We start from the raw sequence: 23,270 nt of genomic DNA, 5'->3' as shown, positions 1-23,270 counted from the left end.
GCCATGCCCACCGTTCTCATCATCGACGACAACGCCGCCGTCGCCATGGCGCTCGACGTGCTGTTTTCGCTGCACGACATCGCCACGCTGCGCGCGCTCTCGCCTGCAGAAGGCCTGGACTTGCTGGCGCGCGAACCGATCGACCTTGTGATCCAGGACATGAACTTCACGGCCGACACCACGTCGGGCGAAGAAGGCGTGGCGCTGTTTCGCGCGATCCGCGCACGCCACCCCGACCTGCCGGTGATCCTGCTCACTGCCTGGACGCATCTGGACGCGGCGGTCGACCTGGTCAAGGCCGGCGCCGCCGACTACCTGCCCAAGCCGTGGAACGACGAACGCCTGCTGGCCACTGTCAGCAACCTGATCGAACTGGGGCAAGCCAACCGCGCGCTGGGCAGCCGCCTGCAGCACGAACGCAAGGCGCGGCTGGCGCTCGAGCAGAATTTCGACCTGCGTGGTCTGGTCTGGCAAGACCCGGCCACCGAACGCGTGCTGCACCTGGCTTGTCAGGTCGCGCGCGCCGACGTGCCGGTGCTGATTACCGGCCCGAATGGCGCCGGCAAGGAGCGCATCGCCGACATCATCAAGGCCAACTCGCAGGTGGCTGACGGCCCGTTCGTGGTGCTCAATTGCGGCGCCCTGCCATCTGAACTGATCGAGGCCGAGTTGTTCGGCGCCGACGCCGGCGCCTACACGGGCGCATCGAAAGCGCGCGAAGGCAAGTTCGAAGCGGCCGACGGCGGAACACTGTTCCTCGATGAAATCGGCAACCTGCCGCTGGCCGGCCAGATGAAACTGCTGCGGGTGCTGGAAACGGGCCGCTTCGAGCGGCTCGGTTCGAACCGCGAGCGCCAGGTGCGCGTGCGCGTGATCAGCGCCACCAATGCCGACCTGGGCGCGATGATCCGCGCCGGCACCTTTCGCGAAGACCTGTTCTACCGCCTGAACGTGATCGAGCTGCGCCTGCCGCCGCTGGGCGCGCGCCCCGGCGACATCCTCCCGCTGGCGCGTTCGTTCCTGGCCGCCGGCAAGGAGTTGCACCCGGCCAGCGAAGCGGCGCTGATGGCCTATCCGTGGCCCGGCAATGTGCGCGAACTGAAAAACGTGATGGCGCGCGCCAGCCTGCTATCCCTAGGCGATACCGTCATGGTGGCCGACCTGGGACTGCCGGCAGCGAGCACGCCGGTGCCCGCGCCAGGCCAGGAAGCGGAGCCGGACCGCGCCGCGCTGGTGGCGGCTTTGGCGCGCGCGGGCGGCGTGGTGGCGCAGGCGGCGGCCGACCTCGGGCTGTCGCGCCAGGCGCTGTACCGCCGCATGGAGCGCCTGGGCATCGCGCGGCCATGACCGACAGCGCGCGCCAGCCCAGGTTTTCACTGGTCACGCGGCTGTCGGCACTGGTGGGCACGCTGCTCACACTGGCGGTGCTCGCCGCGCTGCTGCTGGATCACCTGCTGCCCGCCCGGCCGCTGCTGGTACTGACCATCTGCCTGCTTGGGCTGGTACCGCTGGCCGTCATCACGCTGCGCGCGCAGCTGCAGCCGGTGCTGTCGCTGTTCCGGGCACTTGAGGGCACCGTCGACAGCTACCGTGACGGCGACTTTTCGTGCAGCCTGCACTGGCCGCACAACGATGAACTCCGTGACCTGATCGCAGCCCACAACAACCTGGGCAACGTGCTGCGCGAGCAGCGCCTGGACCTGGTGCAGCGAGAACTGCTGCTCGACTCGATGGTGCAGAACACGCCGGTAGCGATGCTTCTGGTGGCCGATTCAACGACCCACGGCAGCGCCATCGTGTTCGCCAACATCGCTGCGCGCCAGTTGCTGGCGCAGGGGCGCAAGCTCGAAGGCCACAGCCTGCAGACGGTGCTCGATGATGCTTCGGCGGCCCTGCGCGATGCGCTGGCGCGCGGTGGCGATGGCCTGTTTACCGCTGGCGAAGGCGAGGCCGAAGAGGTTTATCACCTGGCCCGCAGCACCTTCACGCTCAATGGCCGGCGCCACGAGCTGCTGCTGCTGCGCCACCTGACCGTCGAACTGCGGCGCCAGGAAGTGCAGACCTGGAAAAAAGTCATCCGCGTGATCAGCCACGAATTGAACAACTCGCTGGCGCCACTGGCGTCGCTCGCGCACTCCGGGGCCGAGCTGGTACGGCGCGGCCAGCTCGAACGCCTGCCGCAGATCCTGGAAACGATCGGCGAGCGCACGCGTCACCTGGAGAGCTTCATCTCGGGCTATGCGCGCTTTGCCAAGCTGCCAACGCCGCGCCTGGAGGCCTGCAGCTGGCCAGCCCTGGTCACGCGCCTGGCCGGTCAGGTGACCTTTACCGTCGCGGGCAAGCTGCCACCGGATGCGGCCTGGATCGACGCCGCGCAGCTTGAGCAGGCGCTGCTCAATTTGTTGAAGAACGCGCACGAGTCGGGTTCCCGGCCTGACGATGTGCAGTTGCAGATACGGCGCGTGCAGGACCAGGTGCGCATCGACGTGACGGACCGCGGCAGCGGCATGAGCGACGCGGTGCTCACGCATGCGCTGGTGCCGTTCTACTCGACCAAGCGCGCCGGCACCGGCCTTGGCCTTGCGCTCGCACGCGAGATCGCCGAGGCGCACGGCGGGCGCATCCTGCTGACCAACCGTGACGGCGGCGGCCTGGCCGTGACGCTGTTCCTGCCGGCGCTGCCGGCAAGCTGAGAGCCCGCAGGGGCGGCTCTGGTAACATCGGCTTTGCCCTTCACCGCTTCGTGCCATGTCCGCCAAGTCACCCACCGTCATCGATCCGCGCTTCGCCCAGCCCGGCCATCCACCCGCCACCATCGACGAATTCGAGGGCGTGCGCTTCCTGCACCTTGGCACCTCGTGGGTGCAGGGCGCGATGCGGCTGGCCAAGCCGGACACGATCGAGCTCGAATACGTGCAGATGATGATGATGTGGACGCTGTTCCAGAGTGCGCCGCGCCACGTCGTGCAGCTTGGCCTGGGCAGTGCCGCGCTGACCAAGTTCACGTATGCCCGCTTTCCCGATGCGCGCGTGACGGCCGTCGAACTCAATCCCAACGTGATCGCGATCTGCCGCGCCATGTTCGGCCTGCCCGAGAACGATGCGCGCCTGGACGTGCGCGAGCAGGACGCAATGGACTTCGTTCTCGATCCGGCCAACCACGGCAAGGCCGACGTGCTGCAGGTGGACCTTTACGACCAGGACGCGCGCGGCCCGGTACTCGATTCGGAAGCGTTCTACCAGGGCTGCCTGGATTGCCTGGCGCCGGGCGGCGTCATGACCGCCAATGTGTTCGGCGACTTCAGCAACTACGACAAGAATTTCCTGAACATGGAGCAGGTCTTCGATGCCGTCGTCTGGCTGCCCGAGGTGCACGATGCCAATGTGGTCGTGGTGGCATTCAGGGACGCGCCGCAGCTGGACTTTTCAGTGCTCTACGAGCGTGCCGGCGAGATCAAGCGGCGCCTGAACCTGCCGGCCAAGAACTGGGTGAACGGTCTCAAGGAATGGATGCGCGACCATCAAGGCTGATCTGGTGGCGCCCCGTGGCTGCGCGATACGCCGGATCGGCCGACGCGACGCCCAGTTCGGACGCAGGAACCGGCGCACCCAGCACGGCGAACACGGTGCCGCATGACTCGCGCTCGAGCGCCAGCACGGGGAACACGCGTTCCAGGTTGGCGTACTTGGCCCAGGCGCCGGCCCCGCGCGACTGCGTCGGCGGAATCGACATCGCCGCATAGCCGCGCGCGCCCCCCTCCACCGCTTCAATGCTGCGGCCACGCGCGGCCCGCGCGTCGTCCAGCGGCACCGGAATGTCCGACGCGTCGAGACAGCGCACGCGCAGTTGCGCGCCCGGCAGTGGGTGGTCGTTGATCTTCTGGTTGGGCGCGTGCCAGAGCTGCATCAGCACGATGCCGGTTGCACTGTGGGCGTCCCAGGCGCTCTCGAGGCTGCCATAATGCTCGAGGCCATAGCGTTTGCAAAGCTGGGTGATATTCATGCTAATCGTTCCGTTGCCGTTGGCGCCGTTCCCGGACACGCCGGGCGGCGGGATCCTGCATGGCGCGCAGCAGGATCTCTCGTGAGACGTTGCAGCTTTCGAGGTACACCAGCCCTGCGTTGACGCCGCGCGTCTCTGCCAGGAATAACGCATATTCGGTGGCAAGCGCGGTTCGCTCGTCGGTTCGTCGCTGGATCATGGTGTGCTGCCTGCGGTTGTCGGCGGATCCGGCCCGCGCGGCGCGCAGACAAGGTCGAGATCCAGTCGGCGGAATGCTCCCCGCCTGCCGTCATGCCTATCTGGCATCAGTTCGTGTCTATCCTAGCGTGTCTTATGGTGCGCACATTTGAAAAACTTGTTAAATAACGTAACAAATAAACAATACCTTTCAAACATTGTTTCCACAAAAAAAGTACTTAATACTCAAGGCATTACTCGCCACTCATAAAAGTATCGTCAGATAGGCAAAGCTGTCTCTTTTGTACTACGCATTTGCTTTATAGCCACGCTCGTATTTACTTATTTCAACTGTGTCGTCGTCGTCAACCTACCCCGTTGCTAAGATTAAATGAAGCTCTGATAACAGGGCGACATAAAAATCCATACAAAGAGGGGACAGAGGATGAAGAAGAACACACTGCCACGACGCGCCCTGCTGGCGTCGGCACTGTTGGCGGCGCTCGCACCAGCCGGCGCCCAGGAAGCCGACAGCAATATGTCGCAAGTCGTGGTGCTCGGCTCGCGCACCCAGGCCAAGACGGCGCTCGACACCGCTGTGCCAGTGGGCCTGATCAGCACGAAAGACATCCAGTCGGCCGGCACGCTGGAACTGGGCAAGGTGCTGCAAGACCTCGACCCGTCGTTCAACTTCACGTCGACGTTTGTCAGCGACGGCACCGACATCATCCGTCCCGCCACACTGCGCGGCCTCGGCCCCGACCAGCTGCTCGTGCTGATCAACGGCAAACGCCGCCACCAGCAGGCGCTGGTCAACGTGCAGCAGACGATCGGCCGCGGTTCGGCCGGCACCGACATCAACGCCATCCCGCTGTCAGCGATCCAGTCGATCGAAGTGCTGCGCGACGGCGCCGCCGCCCAGTATGGGTCGGACGCCATTGCGGGCGTCATCAACATCATCCTCAAGAAGGGTGTCGGCAACGGCATCGTCAGCGCCAGCGCCGGCACGACCGACGAAGGCGATGGCGACACCTACTCGGCCAGCGCCAGCCGCGGCTTCGCGCTGGGCAGCGACGGCGGCTACCTGAACCTGTCGGTCGAAGCGCGCAAGCGCGACGAGACCAACCGCGCCGGCCTGGACACGGCGCGCGTCAATCCGCCGCGCGTCACGCAGCGCCTGGGCGACAGCAACGCCAAGGATTACTACCTGTGGATGAATTCCGCGCTGCCGATGGGCGGCGGTGAACTGTATGCGTTCGGCGGCGCCTCGAAACGCAAGGGCGATTCGGGCGGCTTCTTCCGCCCGAAAGAAGATGGGCGCAACGTGCCAGCGGTGTACCCGGAAGGCTTCCTGCCGAACATCGTCACCACCGTGCAGGATGCGTCGCTCGCCGTCGGCTACCGCCACGACCTGGGCAAGGACTGGTCAGTGGACGCGAGCGTGAACCACGGCCGCAGCCAGCTCCAGTTCCACGAACGGAACTCGATCAACGTCAGCTACTGGTACGAAAACGGCGAATCGCCGCGCGAAGCCGACACCGGCACGCTCAAGTTCGAGCAGACCACGTTCAACCTCGACTTCAAGGGTCCGGTGAACCTGATGGGCGGCGAGCTGTTTGTCGCCGCCGGCGTCGAGTGGCGCCGCGACAATTACGAGATCGAGGCGGGCGACCCGGTCTCGTACCAGTACGGCCGCACCAACAACCCCGCCATCATCATCCGCGATCAGACCGGCGGCATCGCTGCATCGGGCATCCAGGGCTTCCCAGGCTACACGCCATCGACGGCGGTTGACCAGGGCCGCCACAACACGTCCTTCTACGTCGACCTGGAACGCAAGTTCGGCCCGGACGTCTCGGTCGGCGCGGCAGTGCGGCACGAGCGTTATTCGGACTTCGGCAACACGACGATCGGCAAGCTCAATGCGCGCTGGGATCCGAGCCGCTCGTTGGGCGTGCGCGGCAGCGTATCGACGGGCTTCCGGGCACCGGGCGTGCAGCAGAAGTTCTACAGCTCGGTCTCGACCAACCTGAATGCGGCCGGCGTGCTGACCGAAACGCTGACGGCGCGCGAAGACAGCGCCGTCACGCGCGCTTTCGGCATCGCACCGCTGAAAGAAGAAACGTCCAAGAGCGCCAGCATCGGCGTGATCCTGCGGCCGACCACCACGTTCTCGCTGACCGCCGACGTGTATCGCACCAGGATCGACGACCGCATCGTGTTCTCGAGCACGATCTCGCCGGAGTCAGGTGCCTGCGCAACACCTGCCGCATGCCCGATCCGCGCCATCCTCGATCCGCTGCGCGTGGGCCAGGCGCAGTTCTTCACCAATGCGATCGACACGTCGACGACGGGCCTGGACCTGGTGGCACAGCAGACCATCCGCGGCCAGGGCTCGACCCTGGTGCTGTCCGGCCAGCTGGGCTTCAACAAGACCGAGGTCAAGGCGCGCAATTCGCAATCGCCCGTGCTGACCGGCGCGCAGCTGTTCGACGATGCGCAGGTGACGCTGATCGAACGCGGCCAGCCGCGCAAGCACCATGTGGTCTCGGCCGACTACACGGCCGGCGCCTGGAACGTGACGGGGCGTGCGAACTACTTCGGCGAAGTACAGGGCCAAGGCTTCACGGCGCCATTCGTGCAGACGTGGGAAGCCAAATGGATCGTCGACCTGACCGGGCGCTATACGTTCAACAAGAGCCTGAGCCTGTCGGCGGGGATCAACAACCTGTTCGACACCTACCCGACCAAATGGGACCCGGTCCGCGCAGCCCCCTTCCCGCAGCTGGGCTTCACCTACTGCTGGGAGACCTGCCCATTCGGGATGAACGGCCGCACGGCGTATGTGAAGGCGGACTACACGTTCTGATGGGCTGATAGTTCAACAGCCGGGGTCAGGTCTGACATTCGGACACGATCTCTACAGTAGTGGCTCAATCCGGGTTCAGATGAGCAAGGAAGGTGAGCCTTTGCGATCGATTTCGGACGGTTTTTTCATAGCCGTTCTGAAGACGCATCGCTACAGCTGGGGCCGTGTCCGAATGTCAGACCTGACCCCAGCTTTTGTTTCAACGCCGCTCGCGCCACCACAGCAGCAACATGGCTGCTGCAAGCACGAGTGCGAATGGCCAGGATGGCGCGGGGCGCGTTGGTCCGTTCGCCGGCTGGATCTGCGAACGGGCGGCGTAGCGTGCTGTCGCGTCGCGCCGTTCGGCTGCCTGCCATCCAGGCCAGTCGTTCGTGGCATATACGTAGAGCGCATGCGGGCCGGCGTTCTGGTCCTGCAGTTGCAACCAGCCCGCCTTTTGCGGCCACAGCGCTGCGCATGATGCGTCGGCGCGGTCTGCGCGACGCTGCCAGCCCAGCGACTGCTTCAGATCGGGAAGCGTGACCTGGCCACTGACGCCGCGCGCGCAGAGTTCCAGGCGCTGGCCTGCCAGCGGCATGTCGCCCGGGGCCAGCCATTCGGTCTTGTGCCGCTCTTCGACGCCGACGCGGTCCAGCACGCCCTGCCACCACAGCGCCAGCGCGCGCGGCTCGGCGATTGCGTGGCGGTGCCATTCGGTCACGCCCAGCCAGGCGATGCGGCCCTGTCGCCAGTCGCGGGTCCAGACCATATTGTCAGTGCCGCGCCATGGCCCTGCGTCGCGCGATGCGGGCAGCAGCGAGGCTACCGGCATTTCTAACGGTGTGTCGATTTTGGCGCCCAGTGGCTGCGCACGTAGCGGCAGTTGCAGCGTGCGTGACCAGACGCCGGGATCGTTCGCGTTGCCGCCCAGGACCAGGAGTGGCATACCCTTGGCCACGCGGTCCAGCAGTGCGGAGCGTTCACCGGCCGCCATCCGCTCGAAGCGCGCGGCGTCGATCACCATCAGGTTGGGCGATGCCATCTCGGTGCGTGGCGCTTCGGTGCGCGTGACGGCGCGGCCCAGCGTGACTTGCCAGTCGAGCAGCGCGCCGCTGGCGGTCAGCAGGTCGTTCAGCGCGCGCAGGTCGAAAGATGGCGCGCCGAAGCGGCCGACGACCTGCAGCGGCGCAGGTTCATGCACGATGAACGGGACCGGTCCCTCGGCAATCACCTTGTCTTTGGCGTCGAGCAGCCGCGCCTTGAGCACGACGCGCTCGGCCACCGGCGGCATCCAGTCGACGCGCAGGTCGCCGGTGCCACGCGCTTCTGCAAGCTGCTGGCCATTCTCGGCCAGCAGTTGCAGCCGCGCGTCGGTCTTGTCGTCGCGCTTGACCGTCAGCGTGAACTGGCGGCCCAGCGCTACCTGACTGGGGAACACCAGCCGCAGCGCACCGCCGCGTGGCGCTTCCCAAGCCAGCGGTCGTGCCGGCAAATCGTTCCATTCGGCGGCGCGCAGGCCGTCACCCTTCAAAGTCAAGCTGCTGATACCTTCCAGCGACGCCGGTGGCGCGGCCGGATCGATGGCCAGCGTGCGGCCGCCCTCGCCCGGCATGCGCAGATCCAGCGCGAACAGGCCCAGGCTCGCGGCGGCGACGATGACCAGCAGCGCATCGAGCCATTGGCGGCGGCGCAGATACAGGCCGGCGCTGACGATGCCTGCCACCAGGATGGCGGCGATGAGCCACTGCTGGTTCATGGCTTGGTCGCTCCATCAGCCGACTCGCGCCAGCGGCGTGCGAACGCCGTATCGACACTGGTCTTCGCCTGCAACAGCACCTGCCCCTGCCCCGCGCCGGAACGCAACCAGGCGCGCAGCACCGGGCGACAGGCGATGCAGCCGTCGGCCACGTCCTGGATCGCGCGCTGCGCCGCCAGGCGCTGCTCGTCCTCGACCAGGCGCGTGCGCACCCAGTCGTTTGCGGTGCGCATCCAGAGCGCCGGCAGCTCGGCCTCGCCCGACATCGCCTGCACCAGCACGCGCAGTTCTTCCGGCAGCGCCGCCGCCTGCTCCCCCTGCGTGCGGCGATAGCTCGCAGCGCCATCCATCTCGCCGGTCATGCGTTTTTCTTCCTTGATCGGTGGCGGCGTAAAGGCGGTCTTGTGCAGGTAGATGCGCTCGGCCTGCTGCAATTCCTTGATCGCTTCCAGGGCCTTGTGCTCGGGGGCCAGCGCGCTTTTCGGCGTGACTGCGCGCAGCGATTTTTCGGCGTCCCACATCGCCACCAGTACGCGGCGCAGCACCTTCTTGGTGCCTTCGTCGTACATCGTCGCGTTCTCGGCTTCGTCGTGCGCGTGGCCGTAGGTTGCCAGGATCTGCTGCGTTTCGTTGACGATGCCGCCCTTGCGCTGATTCGGTTCGTCGTGATCGTGGTCATGGCCACCGGGCGCGTGATCGTGGCCCTCGTGACCTTCTTCTTCGTCAGGCTTCTCGGCGGCGCGTGGCGCCTTGGCAGCTTCTTCGCCGAACAGCGTCGACTCTTCGCCCAGGAACTGGCCGTAGCGGCGACGCAGCTGCGCCTGGTCGTCGCCGATCCGCTCGCTGCGGTCACGCATGTCGGCCGCTGCCAGCTTCGTGCTGCGCATGTCGGCGATCAGCTGCTCGGTGTCGATGATGATCTGGCGCTGGCTGCGCAGCGATGCCGGCTTCACCAGCGACGGCATCGCCGCGCTCTCTTCTTCGGCTTCCTGTTCCGGCGCCGGACGCCGCACCGTGTACGTCGGCGATTGCACGGTCTGTGCGCGGCCCGCGTTATCGGTCGCGCGGACGAAAAAATACAGCTCGTCGCCCGGCTCCATCGCCAGCTCGCTCAGGGCCCATGTCTTGGACCAGTTGCGCAGCTTGGGATTGTTTGATGCCGGCAGCGGCATTTCGCGGTCCGTAAAACGCACGTTCTCGCCGCTGCCTTGCGCGAGCGTCATGTGCAGCGTCGCGCGGGTGATGCGGTAGTCGTCCTTCACCTGGACCGTCATCGTGGTGCCGGTCGCGTTGTCACGCAGATCCTGGATCATCTGCGCCGGGGCGCTGATCGTGATCTCGGGTGGCGCATCGGGAATCACGCGCAGCGTGTGGCGCGCGCCGCGCCAGCGCCAGACGACCGATTCGGTCGCCGTCCAGCGCGCGCACTGTTCACCGGGTTCGAGTGTTTCACCGTTACCCAGCTCGATTTTATTGTTGCCGCCCGTGCCACCCGTCAGGCACCACGTCACGACGGTCTGCTCCGGAACCTGCAGGTCGCGCGGCGCCGATTCAGATGCCGCCACGCCCGTGTAGGCCGGCGGCGCGAGCTTGAGCGTCAGGCCGGCCAGCGTGGCGGCCGTTGCGCTGCTGACGGGGCTGGGCGGCGTGACCGCACCCTCTTGCGCCGGCCGCGTGGTCGCGTACCACACCATCCCCGCGAGCACTGCACTGACCAGCAGGATCGGCGCGCCGCTCGAAACATGCTGGCGCGCGATCTGGCGCAGCTGCTGGCGCGAGACGGCCGCATCGAGCCGCGCGAACAGGCGCTGCTGCTGCAGGCGCGCGATCGGCGTGTCGGCCGCGTCGAGCAGGGCCGCGCTGTCTTCCATCTCGGGCACGGCGCCATCGAGCCACGCCGGCCATTCATACGCCACGCGCCGGCGCAACTTGACCCAGTCCAGCGCGCACCAGCCGGCCCAGGCCAGCAAACCCGGGCCCGACGGAATGACCAGCCAGGGCAAGGCCCCGCCGATCCAGAGCGGCATGCGGCGCAGCTGGGCTGCGCGCCATACGCGTTTGGTGATCTCAACGCCTCCGTGCATGCGCGAGACTCCTTTCAAGGACGAACAAGCCAACCAGGATGGCCAGCAGGATGTCGCGCAATGCGCCGCTCGGCGCCGGTGCGTTGACGCCTTTCGAGGCAGCGAACGTTTGCGAGGGCAAGGTGTAGGGACGCGGCCCGATGTGCAGCTGCTGCCAGGTATCGAGCAGCGCACGCGCGGCCTCGACATCCTGCGGCGGCCATGCAGGGTGATGCCACAGGCGCCCGCGCGCGCTGTCGGCGTACTGCAAACCGTTCAGCGTGCGCGCCTTGGCCAGCTCGGGGAACGCCGCCGGGTGGGTCACCCACCACAGCGAGGCGCGCAGCGTGGCAGGCGGCGCCTCGGCGCGGTCCCAGATGATCAGGTCCGTCCTGGCGCCCGGTGCATCATCCACGACGATCTTCTCGACACCATCCTGCGCCGCAAACAGGCGGCGCCAGGCTTGCAAGCGCTCGCTGGCGATGACCACGTGCCGCTCGACGTTGGCTGGCGCAGTCGGCTGCGTGCGCACGGTCACCTCGCGGCCAAACACCGGCTTCGTGGCCGGCATCGGCACGTCGCCCAGTACCAGCAGGCGTGCGTCGCCCGTCCACTCGCGTTCGTGCGTATGCAGCCAGCTCAGCGCCTGCGCCGCCGGCAGCGTCACGCGCTCGGCCTTCGTCAGGCCGGCCTGCGCCGCTTCGCGCTCGACCCAGACCGGATCGGCGCCGGCGGTCACGACCACCGTGTCGCCACGCCACGGATAGACGGGATCGGCCAGCCACGCAATCATGCAGGCCAGCAACAGCATCCGGACCAAGAGCAACAACGGATCGCTCCAGCGCCACACGCGCGTCTGTTTCGGCTCGGTGCGCGGCAAAAAGCGCGCAGTGGCCATGAGTGCGGCCTGGTTCTGCACGCGCTTGCGCCGGTGCCACCAGACCGGCAGCAGCAATACGGGAAGCGCAAACCACCAAAGTGCATTCATGGGCGATTACCTCGATGGCCGGCGCAGCCAGCGCCGCAGCACGTCGCCCGGCGCCTGCTCGATGGCGGCCAGCGTCAACGGCATGTCATTTCTGCGGCACTGGGCCGTCACCCGATCGAAGTGTTCCAGGCGGTTGCGGCGGTAGCCTTCCTTCAGGTCGGCGCCGAAACGGAACACCCCTTCTTCATGCTCGGGGTCGCGGTACGCCTGCGTGTCCGGGAAGCTGGCGTCGATCTCGGCCTGCGTCTGCAGGCACAGCACGCGCACGTCGTGGCGCATCTGGCGCAGCCGGGTCAACGCCAGCGACAGCGGCGACGGCCAGTCGAGCAAGTCGCTCGCCGCATAGATGGCACTGGGCGAGAGTGCAAAGTGCAGGCTCGCCTTGAGCGTTGCGGCGTCCGGTAACTGGCCGGCGGGCGTGGCGCGCTGCAGCTGTGCCAGCACGCGCTGCAAATGGCGCGGGCCGCGATTGGCAGGCGTGAATGTCACCTTGCCGTCGCTCAGGATCACCAGGCCGAACGCATCGCCCTGGCGCTGCGCGATGGCGGCCACGCAGGCCAGCAGCGTGCGCGCGCAGGTCAGTTTGTCGCTACCCTCGACGCTGCGGCTCGGTTCGGCCATCGATGCGCTGGCGTCGAGGATCAGCCAAACGGCCACGTGGCTGTCGCGCTCCGCCTCACGCACAAAATAACGGTCGGCGCGCGCGGCCAGCTTCCAGTCAACGCGGCGCCACTCGTCACCCGGCACATACGAGCGGTACTCGGAAAACTCGACGCCGGCCCCACGCTCGCGGCCCGCGTGGATGCCGTGCCCGAGTCCGGCCAGCACGTGGCGGATCACGAGATCGAGCCTGGTCGTGTGCGCGATCAGCGCCGGGTTCACGGACGACATTTTGCGATCGCCAATTACGCTACCTTGATCTCGCGCTGCAGCGACTGCAACACATCTGCAATGGCGATGCCGTCGGCTTCGGCCTCGAAGTTGCGCAGCACGCGGTGCGCCAGCACCGGCAGCAGCATCGCGCCGATGTCGTCGCGCGTCACGGCCAGCCGGCCCTGCATCAGCGCGCGCGCTTTCGACGCCAGCACCAGCGCCTGGCCGGCGCGCGGCCCGGCGCCCCAGCCGATATGCTTTTTGACCGCATCGACCGTGGTCTCGCTCGGGCGCGTGGCGCGTACCAAGCGCGTGGCGTAGCGCACCAGATGGTCACCAATCTCGATGTCGCGCACCAGCTGCTGCAGGCGCAGCAGGGTAGCGACATCCATCACCGGTTCGGCGTCCTGCAAGCCGGCGTGCGTCGTGCGCGAGACCATCAGCACTTCTTCGTCTTCGGTCGGGTACACGACATCGATGCGCAGCAGGAAGCGATCCAGCTGCGCTTCAGGCAGCGGGTACGTTCCGGCCTGCTCGATCGGGTTCTGCGTGGCCAGAACAAAAAATGGCCGTGGCAGCTTGTGGGTCTGGCCGGCGAAGGTGACCGACCGTTCCTGCATCGCCTCGAGCAGCGCCGACTGCGTCTTTGGCGGCGCGCGGTTGATCTCGTCGGCCAGCAGCACCTGCGTAAACACCGGGCCAGGCTGGAAGCGGAACGCGCGCTGGCGCGTGGCCTGGTCTTCTTCGAGGATCTCGGTGCCGACGATATCCGACGGCATCAGGTCGGGCGTGAATTGCACCCGGCGAAACTGCATGTCGGTCGCCTGCGCCAGGGATTTCACGAGCAGCGTCTTGCCCAGCCCCGGCACGCCTTCGACCAGCGCGTGGCCGCCGGCCAGCAGGCACGTGACGAGCAGGTTGACGACGTCTTCCTGGCCGATGATCACGCGCGCCATGCTGGCTTTGAGCTCGCCCACTTTCGCCGTCAGTGCAGCGATTTCCTGTTCGTCCCACGCTATCGAATTACTGTCAGCCACTGGTCATGCTCCCAACGCATATTGAATGATGTTCACTGCAAAGCGGGTGTTGTCCACCGCCAGAAAACGCTTGTTGCGAAAGTCGTAATCCCACTCGCAACCATAGTCCTTGTTCGAGTACAGCACGCGCACACGCCCGCCGATCTCGATCGCCTTCAGGTACTCGTGCACCAGGTCGTCGCCCCAGCCATTGAGTTCCATGCCGGTCGTGGGCGGGCCGTCCTCGAACTTGAAGAAGCACGAGTACAGCGGGTGCTTGTTCGGGATTTTCTTCAGTGCGTTCAGGCCGAAGATCTTCGCCATCTCAGCCTCGAACGACTTGGCAAACAGGCCGTCGATGTCGTGGTTGCAGTCGTCCACAAAAACAAAACCGCCGCCGCGCACGTACTGTTCGAAGTTGCGCCGCTCCGCAGGGGTGAACTGCACCAGCTTGTGGCCAGCCAGGTAGCAGAACGGCGCCTGCAGCATCTTCGGGTCGGACAAGGCCACCATGCGTTCCGTCGTATCGACCCGCAACGTGGTGTACTCCACGAGGGAGTTCAGCACGTTGCTCGGCATGCGGACATCCACGTCCCAGTTGCCCGATTCGTACATCAGGCGCGTGAAGTAGAAGTCAAAACTGGCCATGGTTGCGCCCGACCGTCAGACCGCGTCCGACAGCGACGTGAAGTTGAAGTCACGCACCTTCATCGGCGGCAGCACCATCTGGAACGGCACCTCGTCGCCACCGATGATCTGCGGCTTGCCCAGCTCATCGATGTTATTCAGGATCGTGACCGGACTCTCGTTGAAGCGGAAGTTCTTGAGCGGGTACTTGATCTTGCCGTTTTCGACGTAGAACGTGCCGTCGCGGGTCAGGCCCGTGAGCAGCAGCGACTGCGGATCGACCATGCGGATATACCAGGTGCGCGTGACGACGATGCCCTTCTTGGTCCCCTCGATCAGCTCTTCCAGCGACTTGGTACCGCCCGCCATGATCATGTTGCCGTGTTCCGCGGTGGCGCGCTTGCCGGTCTTTTGCGCCCAGTAGCGCGAGTAGTCCAGCGAGGCGATGCGGCCATCCTTGATCAACTGGGTGCGCTCGCGCGGCAGCAGCGATTCGTTATCCCATGGCGCAACCGGTACGTCCTTGTCCCACGGGTCGGCCCAGACATTGACCTGGCTGTCGAACAGCTTGTCGCCCAGGCGGTTGCCCCCGCCCTTCTTGGCCAGGAAGCTGCGGCCTTCGTCGGCCGAACGGGCCGAGAACGCGCTGAACATATTGCCCAGGATTTCCGACGTCGCCGCCGGTTCCAGGATCACCGTGTAGCGGCCCGGCTCCAGCGCGCGGGCATCGACCGAACGCAGCGCCTTTTCGATGGCGACTTCGGATGCTTCACGCGCATCGAAGCGCGCAGCATCGACGGCGGCGCGGGTGACCCAGCCCGACCCGCGGCCGTCTTCGGTGCGCGCGGTGAGGCTGAATGACAGGTCGGTGAAGTCCTGGTGGCCGAACACGCCGTTCGAGTTGGCGATCGTCGAAAAGCGCGTGCTGTCGGTGAAGAAGCCTGCCGTGACGAGTTTCTTGGCGCGCGCCATCTCGATGCTGGTGGCGGCGACCGACGCCCGGAAATCCGGGTCGATCGCTGCGGTGGCCGGCACGAAGGTGCTGGTGGCGCGGTAGGCCTGCCTGGAAATCGCCGGCATGAACTCCGGGTTTTCCGGCGACAGGCGCGCCAGTTCTTCGGCGCGGCGCACGGCTTTTTCCAGCGACTTGTCGTCGAATTCGTTGACGATCGCGGTGCCACTACGTTTGCCGAAGGCCACGCGCACGACGAGCTGCATGTCTTCGGTCAGGCCGGCGGTCGAGACGCTGTTGCGCGCGAAGCGCACATTGCCCACACGGCTGCCTTCGATCGACACGGTGCACTCGTCGGCTTTCGACATGGCGAGCACGCGGTCGGTGATGCGTTTTGCTTGGTCCTGATTGAGCGCTTTCATCTTGGTTTCCTCAGCCGATCTTGCGTGCGGTGTTGATGACATTGATGCCGTTGAAGCGCGTGGTGCTCGACCCGTGCGACACGGCGCTCACCTGGCTTGGCTGGCCCTTGCCATCGAAGAAGGACCCGCCCATGCGCCAATCGCGCTCGTCGCAGATCGCCGTACAGGCATTCCAGAATTCCTGCGTGTTGGCCTGGTAGGCCACGTCTTCCAGCGGGTTCGTGATCTTGCCATTCTTGATCTCGTAATACAGCGTGCCGCCGAACTGGAAGTTGTAGCGCTGCTGGTCGATCGAGTACGAACCGCGGCCCAGGATATAGATGCCCTTCTTGACGTCGGCCACCATCTCATCCGGGGTGAGCCGACCCTTGCCCGGCTCGAGCGAAACGTTCGGCATGCGCTGGAATTGCACCGTGCTCCAGCTGTCGGCGTACGAGCAGCCGTGCGATTCCTTCTCGCCGATGATGTGGGCCTGGTCGCGCGTGGCCTGGTAATTCACCAGGACGCCGTTGCGGATGATGTCCCACTTCTTGGCCGCGACGCCTTCATCGTCGTAGCCGATCAGGCCCAGCGAGCCTGGCGTGGTGCGGTCCGCCACAAAATTGACACGCTCCGCACCGTACTTGAATTTCTTGGTTTCCCACTTGTCGAGGCCCGCGAAGCTGGTGCCTGCGTAATTGGCTTCGTAACCGAGCACGCGGTCCAGTTCCGTCGGGTGGCCGACGTTTTCGTGGATCGTCAGGAACAGGTGTTCGGGGCTGAGCACCAGGTCGTACTTGCCCGGTTCGACCGACTTGGCCGACAGCTTTTCGCGTGCCTGCTTGCCGGCCATGCGGGCGTCTTCGATGATGTCGTAGGCGTTTTTGTACAGGCTCGTGACGCCGCCGGCGGCGCGCACCTTGTTCTCGGCTCGCGCGTCGAAGTACTCATAGCCCATCGAGGCCGGGGCGCCCAGGCCGCCGCGCGAGCGGAACTTGCCGCTCTTCTTGTCGACGGCAGTGGCATTGATCGGCGCCCACAGGCGGTGGATGTCCTGGTCGATGTACGAGCCGTCGGTCGAGGCAAAATACTTTTGCTGGTTGATCTGGAAGAGCGACGCGGTCATGAAGTTCGCGCCCGCATCCAGGCCCGCCTTGTTGGCGGCGATCAGCATGTCGGCCTTTTCCTTGACCGGAATCGTGCGCCAGTCCTTCTTCAGCGGCGTGGCCCAGGCCACTTCACCGACGCCCTTGACGGGCGCCAGGCGCACCGGCTCGGTCTGCAGTTTGGCGTTGGCCTTGGCAATCGCCACGGCCTGACGCGCGGCGCCGGCCACGCCGTCGGTCGTCATGTCATTGGTCGAGGCGAATCCGTAGGCGCCGCCGGCGATCACGCGCACGCCGACGCCGCTCGATTCGGTGTTGTTGATGCTCTCGACGTTCAGGTCACGCGTGATGACGAACTGGTTCAGGTAGCGCCCGATGCGCACGTCGCAGTACGACGCGCCGGCTTGCGTCGCCGCGTTCATCGCGGTGTCGGCCAGGGCTTTCTTGGCGCTTGCCGCCATCGGGTTGAGCAGGTCTTCGGCCGCGATTGCGTTGCCAAAGACCGGAATGAACAGCGCGCCAGCCGTGCCGGCGCCGATATGCAGGAATTGTCGACGTTCCATGAGTGTTATCCGTTTGCGGTTGCGCGTCATTCCCGCGCTGGCGGGAATGACGGTCTTGCAGCGATGGGGCTTAAACCGCGTCCGACAGCGACGTGAAGTTGAAGTCGCGGATTTTCATCGACGGGATCAGCATCGAGTAGCGTGCTTCATCGGCGCCGATGACCACCGGCTTGCCGATTTCCTCGATATTGTTCAGCATCGACACCGGGCTTTCGTTGAAACGGAAGTTCTTGATCGGGTGCTTGATCTTGCCATTTTCAACGTAGAACGTGCCGTCGCGCGTCAGGCCCGTGAGCAGCACCGATTGCGGATCGACCATGCGGATATACCAGGTGCGCGTGACCAGCACACCCTTTTTGGTATTGGCGATCAGTTCTTCGGTGGTCTTGTTGGTGCCGGCCATGATGATGTTGCCGGCCGCGCCCACCGCGCGCTGATTCTTTTGCTGCGCCCAGAAGCGCGAGTAGTCGAGCGCATTGATCTTGCCGTCCTTGACCAGCTCCACGCGCTCGCGCGGCAGCATGTTGTCGTCCCACGGCAGCACCGCGACATCCTTGTCCCACGGGTCGGACCAGATATTGACCTGCTGGTCGAACAGCTTGTCGCCCAGGCGGTTCTTGCCGCCGGCTTTCGACAGGAAACTGCGGCCCTCGTCGGCGCGGCGCGCATCGAAGCCACCCAGCATGAAGCTGAGCAGATCGGACGTGGCGGCCGGTTCCATGATGACCGTGTAGCGACCCGGTTCCAGCGCCTTGGCGTCGACCGAGCGCAGTGCTTTCTCGATCGCGATTTCGGCCGCTTCGCGCGGATCGAATTTGGCGGCGTCGCGCGCCGAACGCTTGACCCAGCCCGAACCGCGCCCATCTTCGGTGCGCACGGTCAGTGTGAAGTCCAGCGACGTTGCCACCTGGTGGCCGAACAGGCCATTCGAGTTGGCGATGGTCTGGAAGCTGGTACGGTCGGTGAAGAAGCCGGCCGACACCAGGCCACGCTTGCGGCAGCCTTCGATCGCATAGGCCGCAGCCTGCGCGCGGTATTCCGGATCGATGTCGGCGGTCTTCTGCACGAACGTGTCCGATGGCTTGTACGCCGTCTTGGCGATGGCCGGGATAAATTCCGGGTTATCCGGCGCCAGGCGCGCCAGGTCTTCGGCGCGGCGCACCGCGCGCTCGATCGACTTGTCGTCGAATTCGTTGATGGTGGCGGTGCCCTGCTTTTTACCGAAAGCGACCTGCACCTGGATACGGGTGTCGTCGGCCAGGCCGGCGGTCGAGACGGCATTGCGCGCGAAGCGGATATTGCCGATCCGGTTGCCCTCGATGTTGACGATGCATTCATCGGCTTTGCTCAGCGAGAGCACGCGGTCGGTGATGCGTTTGGTTTGTTCCTGGGTCAAGATACTCATGTGCGCCCCTGCTTAGCCGATCTTGCGAGCGGTGTTGATCACATTGATGCCGTTAAAGCGCGTGGTCGACGAACCATGCGAGACGATGCTGATCTGCGGCGGCTGTCCTTTGCCGTCGAAGAACGAGCCGCCCATGCGCCAGTCGCGTTCATCGCAGATGGCGCTGCAGGCGCCCCAGAATTCCTGGGTGTTCGACTGGTACGCCACGTCTTCCAGCATCTGGCCGATCTTGCCGTCCTTGATTTCGTAGAACAGCTGGCCGCCAAACTGCGAGTTGTAGCGCTGCTGGTCGATCGAGAACGAACCGTCGCCGACGATGTAGATACCCTTCTTGATGCCCTTGACCATTTCGTCCGGCGTCAGCTTGGTCTTGCCCGGTGCGAGCGAGACGTTCGGCATGCGCTGGAACTGGACTGTGTTCCAGCCATCCGCATACGAGCAGCCATGCGATTCTTTTTCGCCGATGATGTGGGCCTGGTCGCGCGTGGCCTGGAAGTTGACCAGGATGCCGTCCTTGATGATGTCCCAGCGCTTGGACTTGACGCCCTCGTCGTCGAAACCGATGGCGCCCAGCGAGCCTGGCGTGGTCTTGTCGGCGAAGATGTTGACGATCGGCGAGCCGTACTTGAAGGTCTTCGATTGCAGCTTCTCGAGCGTGGCAAAGCTGGTGCCGGCGTAGTTGGCTTCGAAGCCCAGCACGCGATCGAGTTCGGTCGGGTGGCCGACGTTCTCGTGGATGGTCAGCCACAGGTGTTCGGGCGCCAGCATCAGGTCGTACTTGCCCGGCTGGACCGACTTGGCAGTCAGCTTGCGCTTGGCGTCGCGGCCTGCGGCGCGGGCGTCTTCGATGATGTCATACGATTCGGTGTACAGCGTGGCGATACCGCCAGCGGCCTTGATCTTGTGCTCGGGCCGCGCGTCGAAGTACTCGTACCCCTTGCCCACCGGGGAGCTGAGGCCCGCGCGCGAGCGGAACTTGCCGCTGGCCTTGTCGACCGCGGTAGCCGAGAACGGCGCCCACAGGCGATGCACGTCCTGGTCGATGTACGAGCCGTCGGTGGAGGCAAAATACTTTTGCTGGTTCACCTGGAACAGCATCGACTGCATGAAGTTCGCGCCGCCTTCCATGCCGGCCTTGTTCGCGGCGATCAGCATGTCGGTCTTCTCGGCGATCGGCACGGTGCGCCAGTCTTTCTTGATCGGGGTGCTCCATGACACGTCACCCACGCCCTTGACTGGTGCGAGGCGCACCGGTTCGGTCTGCAGCTTGGCGTTCGCCTTGGCGATTGCCACGGCCTGGCGCGCCGCATTCGCGATGCCATCGGTCGACATGTCGGACGTCGCAGCAAAGCCGTACGCGCCATTCACGATCACGCGCACGCCCACGCCGGCCGACTCGGTATTGGCCACGTTTTCGACGTTCAGCTCGCGCGTGGTGATGAACTGGTTGAGGTAGCGACCGATGCGCACGTCGGCGTAGCTGGCGCCGGCCTTGGTGGCGGCGTTGAGCGCGACATCGGCCAGCGCCTTCTTGGCGGCCACTGGCATGCTGCTGGTGAGCTCCTCGGCAGCGATGGCGCGTCCGAAAGGCAGCAGCATCGAGGCGGCTGCCCCGCTGCTGAGATTAAGAAAGGTACGGCGTTCCATGAGATCTCCTGAATAACCTTCGTCCGGGCAGCGGTTCCGCGAACAGCTCGGGCCGCTCTTGTAATTACAGCTCTTATGCTTTGGTTTTATGACAGATGAAAACGTGACAAACCGCTCAACCATAGCAGTAAGTTAAGCTTTTGAATAGGCAATTGTTGTGCCACCTCAATGCACAAATATGTACGTACTTTGGGTAGACGCTCGCGCACCTTGCAGGCCGCCAGTACTGGCGAAAACGCCCTGCGCATATGCATATGTGACGAACGCTTGACTGTGCGCCGCGCCTCCCGGATCATCAGCGCAGCGACGACGGCGCACCGCCCGTCGTCAACCATCACGGAGACCTCGCACGATGAAACGACTGATCCTGGCCGCAATGCTGGCAACCGGCATGGCCGGCGCCGCCCACGCGGACGACGCCCTGAAATCCGCCATCGCCGGCGAGCACCGCGCCGCCGCCAACAAGGCGCGCGACGCGTTCCGCCACCCTTACGAAACCCTGACCTTCTTCGGCATCAAGCCGACCATGACGGTCATCGAACTCTCGCCGGGCGGCGGCTGGTACACCGAGATCCTGGCGCCCTACCTGCGCGAGAACGGCAAGCTGATTGGCGCTGCCGGTGCGCCTGAATCCCGCGGCGGCAAGGCCTATCGCGAAAAGCTCGCTGCCGACGCCAAGGTGTATGACAAGGTGATGCCGGTCGTGTTCGAGCCGCCGACCCGCTTCGAGCTGGGCGCGCCGAACAGCGCCGACATGGTCGTCACCTTCCGCAACCTGCACAACTGGCTGGGCGCGGGTGACGAAGCCGTGGTCACGACGCTCAAAGAAGTCCACAAGGTCCTCAAGCCAAACGGCGTGCTGGGCGTGGTCGAGCACCGCCTGCCGATCAAGATGACGCAGGATGCGAAGGCATCGAGCGGCTACATGCATGAAGCGTATGTGATCCGCATGGCCGACCTGGCCGGCTTCAAGCTGGCCGCCAAGTCGGAAGTGAATGCCAATCCGAAGGACAAGGCGGATCATGAAAAAGGCGTGTGGACGCTGCCGCCGGTGCTGGCCAACAAGGACAAGGACCGCGAAAAGTACATGGCGATCGGCGAAAGCGATCGCATGACGCTCAAATTCGTCAAGAAATAAGCAGCCTGCATGACGTGGGAAGGCCAAGGGCCTTCCCCGTATTTTCTTTTGCGGCGCACGTGTATATTCTTCCGGTTGATAGCCCCCTAGCGCAACCGAAGGAAACCATGAAGACTTTGCGATTCGCCGTTCTCGCGCTGGCCGTCTCCGGCGCGCTGCATGCCCAGGAAACCACGCCGCTAGACGTCCAGCCGGCCGCCGCGACCGCCGTTCCCACCCCCGCCGTGCCAGCCGCAACGCGCACCACCACGCCCGCCCCCGCCCTGCCTGCCGTTGAAAATTCGGTCGTCAAGATTTTTGCGACCGTGCGCCGGCCCGACCCGTACAAGCCCTGGACCAAGTCGGCACCAGCGGCCATCACGGGCTCCGGCGTCATCATCGAAGGCAAGCGCATCCTGACCAATGCCCACGTGGTGGACTACGCCAGCCAGGTCGAGGTACAGGCCAGCCAGTCGGGCGACAAGGTCTCGGCGAAGGTCATCGCGCTGGCGCGCGGCCTGGATCTGGCGGTACTGGAGCTCGACGATCCCTCGTTCTTTGACAAGCGCCCGCCGGTGCCGCGCGCCGCCGTGCTACCGGACGTGCGCCAGCAGGTGTTCGCCTACGGCTACCCGGTCGGCGGCAATTCGCTGTCGACCACTACCGGCATCATCTCGCGCGTGGAATTCGTCAACTACGGCGCGTTCAGCTCGGGCCTGCGCATCCAGATCGACGCCCCGATCAACCCGGGTAACAGTGGCGGGCCGGTGATCGCCGGCGAGCGCATGATCGGCCTGGCGTTCGCCAACGTAACCAATGCGCAGAGCATCGGCTACGTGATCCCCAACGAAGAAATCGAACTGTTCCTGCGCGACGTGGCCGACGGCACCTACGACGGCAAGCCGCTGCTGCATGACAGCGTGCAGACGCTGGAAAGTCCGGCGCTGCGCCAGTACCTCAAGCTCGACAAATCGGTCGAGGGCGCGGTGGTGCACCGGCCATACCGCACCGACGCCGCCTGGCCGCTGAAGGAATGGGACGTCATTACGCACATCGGCGAGCATGCGATCGACAACCAGGCGATGGTCAAGCTGGGATCGAGCCTGCGCGTGCGCTTCCAGTACCGCATCCAGCAGGTGGCAAAAAACGGCAAGGTGCCGATGACGATCATCCGCGGTGGCAAGCCGATGAAGGTCGAAGTGCCGGCCACCGGCGCGCGCCCGCTCTTGATCCCGGACCTGGATGGCGGCTATCCGTCGTACTTCATCTACGGGCCGGTGGTGTTCTCGCGCGCGACGAGCGAATTCATGGCCTTCGTCAGCGGCAGCGCGCCGGGGATGAATGCGTATGCGTTCAACGCCAGCCCGCTCGTGACGCAGCGCGGCGATTCGCCCACGCCAGAGCGCGAAGAGCTGGTCGTGATCAGCGCGCCGTTCTTCCCGCACAAGCTGGTGAGCGGCTACAGCAACCGCTTCGGATCGGTGGTGGAATCGGTCAATGGCAAGCCGGTACGCAGCCTGGCGCATCTGGTGGCACTGCTGCGCGACCTGAAGGACGAGCAGGTGGTGCTCAAGTTCGACCAGCGCTATGGCGAGTCGATGATTCTGCCGCGGCAGGCGACGCTCGATGCGACCGAGGCGATCCTGTCGGACAACGGGGTGCGCTCGCAAGGCTCGGACGACATGATGAAGGTGTGGCAGAAGCGGTAACCCACTTTGCCGCCACCAT

18 protein-coding genes are annotated in these 23,270 nt (G+C 65.2%); 6 read left to right on the top strand and 12 right to left on the bottom strand.

Going from position 1 to position 23,270, the window contains the following annotated elements; translation table 11 throughout:
* The first annotated feature begins 3 nt into the window (after positions 1-3).
* Genes AC56LY_RS21495 through AC56LY_RS21485 form a run of 3 tightly spaced genes read left to right on the top strand, consistent with a single transcriptional unit; the run spans position 4 to position 3,531 of the window.
* Positions 4-1,347, top strand: coding sequence for a sigma-54-dependent transcriptional regulator (locus tag AC56LY_RS21495; protein ID WP_499583029.1), 1,344 nt, complete (start codon positions 4-6; stop codon positions 1,345-1,347).
* Positions 1,344-2,693 carry a sensor histidine kinase gene (locus tag AC56LY_RS21490; RefSeq protein WP_499583027.1) on the top strand — a complete coding sequence of 450 codons (1,350 nt, stop codon included), beginning with the start codon at positions 1,344-1,346 and terminating at the stop codon, positions 2,691-2,693. Before AC56LY_RS21495 ends, AC56LY_RS21490 begins: the two co-directional genes overlap by 4 nt.
* A gap of 55 nt (positions 2,694-2,748) precedes the next feature.
* The gene (locus tag AC56LY_RS21485; RefSeq protein WP_482896986.1) at positions 2,749-3,531 is read left to right on the top strand and encodes a spermine/spermidine synthase domain-containing protein; all 783 of its coding nucleotides are present in this window, start codon (positions 2,749-2,751) and stop codon (positions 3,529-3,531) included.
* Here the strand turns inward: AC56LY_RS21485 and AC56LY_RS21480 are convergent.
* Both AC56LY_RS21480 and AC56LY_RS21475 read right to left on the bottom strand, forming a co-directional pair.
* Positions 3,500-4,003 (bottom strand): hypothetical protein, encoded by a 504-nt coding sequence (locus AC56LY_RS21480; protein ID WP_499583025.1) that lies wholly within the window; start codon positions 4,001-4,003, stop codon positions 3,500-3,502. The two genes, AC56LY_RS21485 and AC56LY_RS21480, sit on opposite strands and share 32 nt — an antisense overlap.
* A 1-nt stretch (position 4,004) precedes the next feature.
* Positions 4,005-4,202, bottom strand: a complete 198-nt coding sequence (locus AC56LY_RS21475) for a hypothetical protein (RefSeq protein ID WP_482896984.1) — start codon at positions 4,200-4,202, stop codon at positions 4,005-4,007.
* Positions 4,203-4,625: 423 nt separating this feature from the next.
* On the opposite strand from AC56LY_RS21475, the gene AC56LY_RS21470 reads away from it, so the two are divergent.
* Positions 4,626-7,049 carry a TonB-dependent receptor plug domain-containing protein gene (locus tag AC56LY_RS21470; protein ID WP_499583023.1) on the top strand — a complete coding sequence of 808 codons (2,424 nt, stop codon included), beginning with the start codon at positions 4,626-4,628 and terminating at the stop codon, positions 7,047-7,049.
* 199 nt (positions 7,050-7,248) lie between these two features.
* Here the strand turns inward: AC56LY_RS21470 and AC56LY_RS21465 are convergent, their stop codons facing one another.
* From AC56LY_RS21465 to AC56LY_RS21420, 10 genes are all read right to left on the bottom strand, one after another.
* Positions 7,249-8,784, bottom strand: a complete 1,536-nt coding sequence (locus AC56LY_RS21465) for a hypothetical protein (RefSeq protein WP_499583021.1) — start codon at positions 8,782-8,784, stop codon at positions 7,249-7,251.
* A complete protein-coding gene (locus AC56LY_RS21460) occupies positions 8,781-10,868 on the bottom strand; it encodes a hypothetical protein (protein WP_499583019.1) in 2,088 nt (695 codons plus the stop codon). Before AC56LY_RS21460 ends, AC56LY_RS21465 begins: the two co-directional genes overlap by 4 nt.
* Entirely contained in the window at positions 10,852-11,835 is a 984-nt protein-coding gene (locus AC56LY_RS21455) for a BatA domain-containing protein (protein ID WP_499583017.1), read from the bottom strand. Before AC56LY_RS21455 ends, AC56LY_RS21460 begins: the two co-directional genes overlap by 17 nt.
* A 6-nt stretch (positions 11,836-11,841) precedes the next feature.
* The gene (locus AC56LY_RS21450; RefSeq protein WP_499583015.1) at positions 11,842-12,726 is read right to left on the bottom strand and encodes a DUF58 domain-containing protein; all 885 of its coding nucleotides are present in this window, start codon (positions 12,724-12,726) and stop codon (positions 11,842-11,844) included.
* A 14-nt stretch (positions 12,727-12,740) separates the two neighbouring features.
* Positions 12,741-13,745, bottom strand: coding sequence for an AAA family ATPase (locus AC56LY_RS21445; protein ID WP_499456405.1), 1,005 nt, complete (start codon positions 13,743-13,745; stop codon positions 12,741-12,743).
* A 3-nt stretch (positions 13,746-13,748) separates the two neighbouring features.
* On the bottom strand, positions 13,749-14,372 hold the full coding sequence (locus AC56LY_RS21440; RefSeq protein WP_183554362.1) for a DUF4159 domain-containing protein: 624 nt from the start codon (positions 14,370-14,372) through the stop codon (positions 13,749-13,751).
* Positions 14,373-14,387: 15 nt separating this feature from the next.
* Positions 14,388-15,725, bottom strand: coding sequence for a TldD/PmbA family protein (locus AC56LY_RS21435; protein WP_499583013.1), 1,338 nt, complete (start codon positions 15,723-15,725; stop codon positions 14,388-14,390).
* A gap of 10 nt (positions 15,726-15,735) precedes the next feature.
* Entirely contained in the window at positions 15,736-17,373 is a 1,638-nt protein-coding gene (locus AC56LY_RS21430; protein WP_499583011.1) for a TldD/PmbA family protein, read from the bottom strand.
* 70 nt (positions 17,374-17,443) lie between these two features.
* Positions 17,444-18,778, bottom strand: coding sequence for a TldD/PmbA family protein (locus AC56LY_RS21425; protein WP_499558198.1), 1,335 nt, complete (start codon positions 18,776-18,778; stop codon positions 17,444-17,446).
* A gap of 12 nt (positions 18,779-18,790) precedes the next feature.
* Positions 18,791-20,425, bottom strand: coding sequence for a TldD/PmbA family protein (locus tag AC56LY_RS21420; RefSeq protein WP_183554370.1), 1,635 nt, complete (start codon positions 20,423-20,425; stop codon positions 18,791-18,793).
* A gap of 352 nt (positions 20,426-20,777) precedes the next feature.
* Here AC56LY_RS21420 and AC56LY_RS21415 point away from each other — a divergent pair, with 352 nt between their 5' ends.
* Positions 20,778-21,563 (top strand): class I SAM-dependent methyltransferase, encoded by a 786-nt coding sequence (locus AC56LY_RS21415; RefSeq protein WP_499583009.1) that lies wholly within the window; start codon positions 20,778-20,780, stop codon positions 21,561-21,563.
* A gap of 107 nt (positions 21,564-21,670) precedes the next feature.
* Positions 21,671-23,251, top strand: coding sequence for a S1C family serine protease (locus AC56LY_RS21410; protein WP_499583007.1), 1,581 nt, complete (start codon positions 21,671-21,673; stop codon positions 23,249-23,251).
* Positions 23,252-23,270: the final 19 nt, after the last annotated feature.

Source organism: Telluria sp. ZT3P25, assembly GCF_059685895.1.
This window is presented reverse-complemented; position numbering and strand designations above follow the sequence as displayed.

Bases quoted from the DNA above. Each gene is read 5' to 3' on its own strand.
- AC56LY_RS21465 (WP_499583021.1), bottom strand. From the start codon at position 8,784: ATGAACCAGCAGTGGCTCATCGCCGCCATCCTGGTGGCAGGCATCGTC.
- AC56LY_RS21430 (WP_499583011.1), bottom strand. From the start codon at position 17,373: ATGGAACGTCGACAATTCCTGCATATCGGCGCCGGCACGGCTGGCGCG.
- AC56LY_RS21415 (WP_499583009.1), top strand. From the start codon at position 20,778: ATGAAACGACTGATCCTGGCCGCAATGCTGGCAACCGGCATGGCCGGC.
- AC56LY_RS21490 (WP_499583027.1), top strand. From the start codon at position 1,344: ATGACCGACAGCGCGCGCCAGCCCAGGTTTTCACTGGTCACGCGGCTG.
- AC56LY_RS21425 (WP_499558198.1), bottom strand. From the start codon at position 18,778: ATGAGTATCTTGACCCAGGAACAAACCAAACGCATCACCGACCGCGTG.
- AC56LY_RS21480 (WP_499583025.1), bottom strand. From the start codon at position 4,003: ATGAATATCACCCAGCTTTGCAAACGCTATGGCCTCGAGCATTATGGC.
- AC56LY_RS21485 (WP_482896986.1), top strand. From the start codon at position 2,749: ATGTCCGCCAAGTCACCCACCGTCATCGATCCGCGCTTCGCCCAGCCC.
- AC56LY_RS21455 (WP_499583017.1), bottom strand. From the start codon at position 11,835: ATGAATGCACTTTGGTGGTTTGCGCTTCCCGTATTGCTGCTGCCGGTC.
- AC56LY_RS21470 (WP_499583023.1), top strand. From the start codon at position 4,626: ATGAAGAAGAACACACTGCCACGACGCGCCCTGCTGGCGTCGGCACTG.
- AC56LY_RS21420 (WP_183554370.1), bottom strand. From the start codon at position 20,425: ATGGAACGCCGTACCTTTCTTAATCTCAGCAGCGGGGCAGCCGCCTCG.
- AC56LY_RS21495 (WP_499583029.1), top strand. From the start codon at position 4: ATGCCCACCGTTCTCATCATCGACGACAACGCCGCCGTCGCCATGGCG.
- AC56LY_RS21440 (WP_183554362.1), bottom strand. From the start codon at position 14,372: ATGGCCAGTTTTGACTTCTACTTCACGCGCCTGATGTACGAATCGGGC.
- AC56LY_RS21450 (WP_499583015.1), bottom strand. From the start codon at position 12,726: ATGTCGTCCGTGAACCCGGCGCTGATCGCGCACACGACCAGGCTCGAT.
- AC56LY_RS21475 (WP_482896984.1), bottom strand. From the start codon at position 4,202: ATGATCCAGCGACGAACCGACGAGCGAACCGCGCTTGCCACCGAATAT.
- AC56LY_RS21435 (WP_499583013.1), bottom strand. From the start codon at position 15,725: ATGAAAGCGCTCAATCAGGACCAAGCAAAACGCATCACCGACCGCGTG.
- AC56LY_RS21410 (WP_499583007.1), top strand. From the start codon at position 21,671: ATGAAGACTTTGCGATTCGCCGTTCTCGCGCTGGCCGTCTCCGGCGCG.
- AC56LY_RS21460 (WP_499583019.1), bottom strand. From the start codon at position 10,868: ATGCACGGAGGCGTTGAGATCACCAAACGCGTATGGCGCGCAGCCCAG.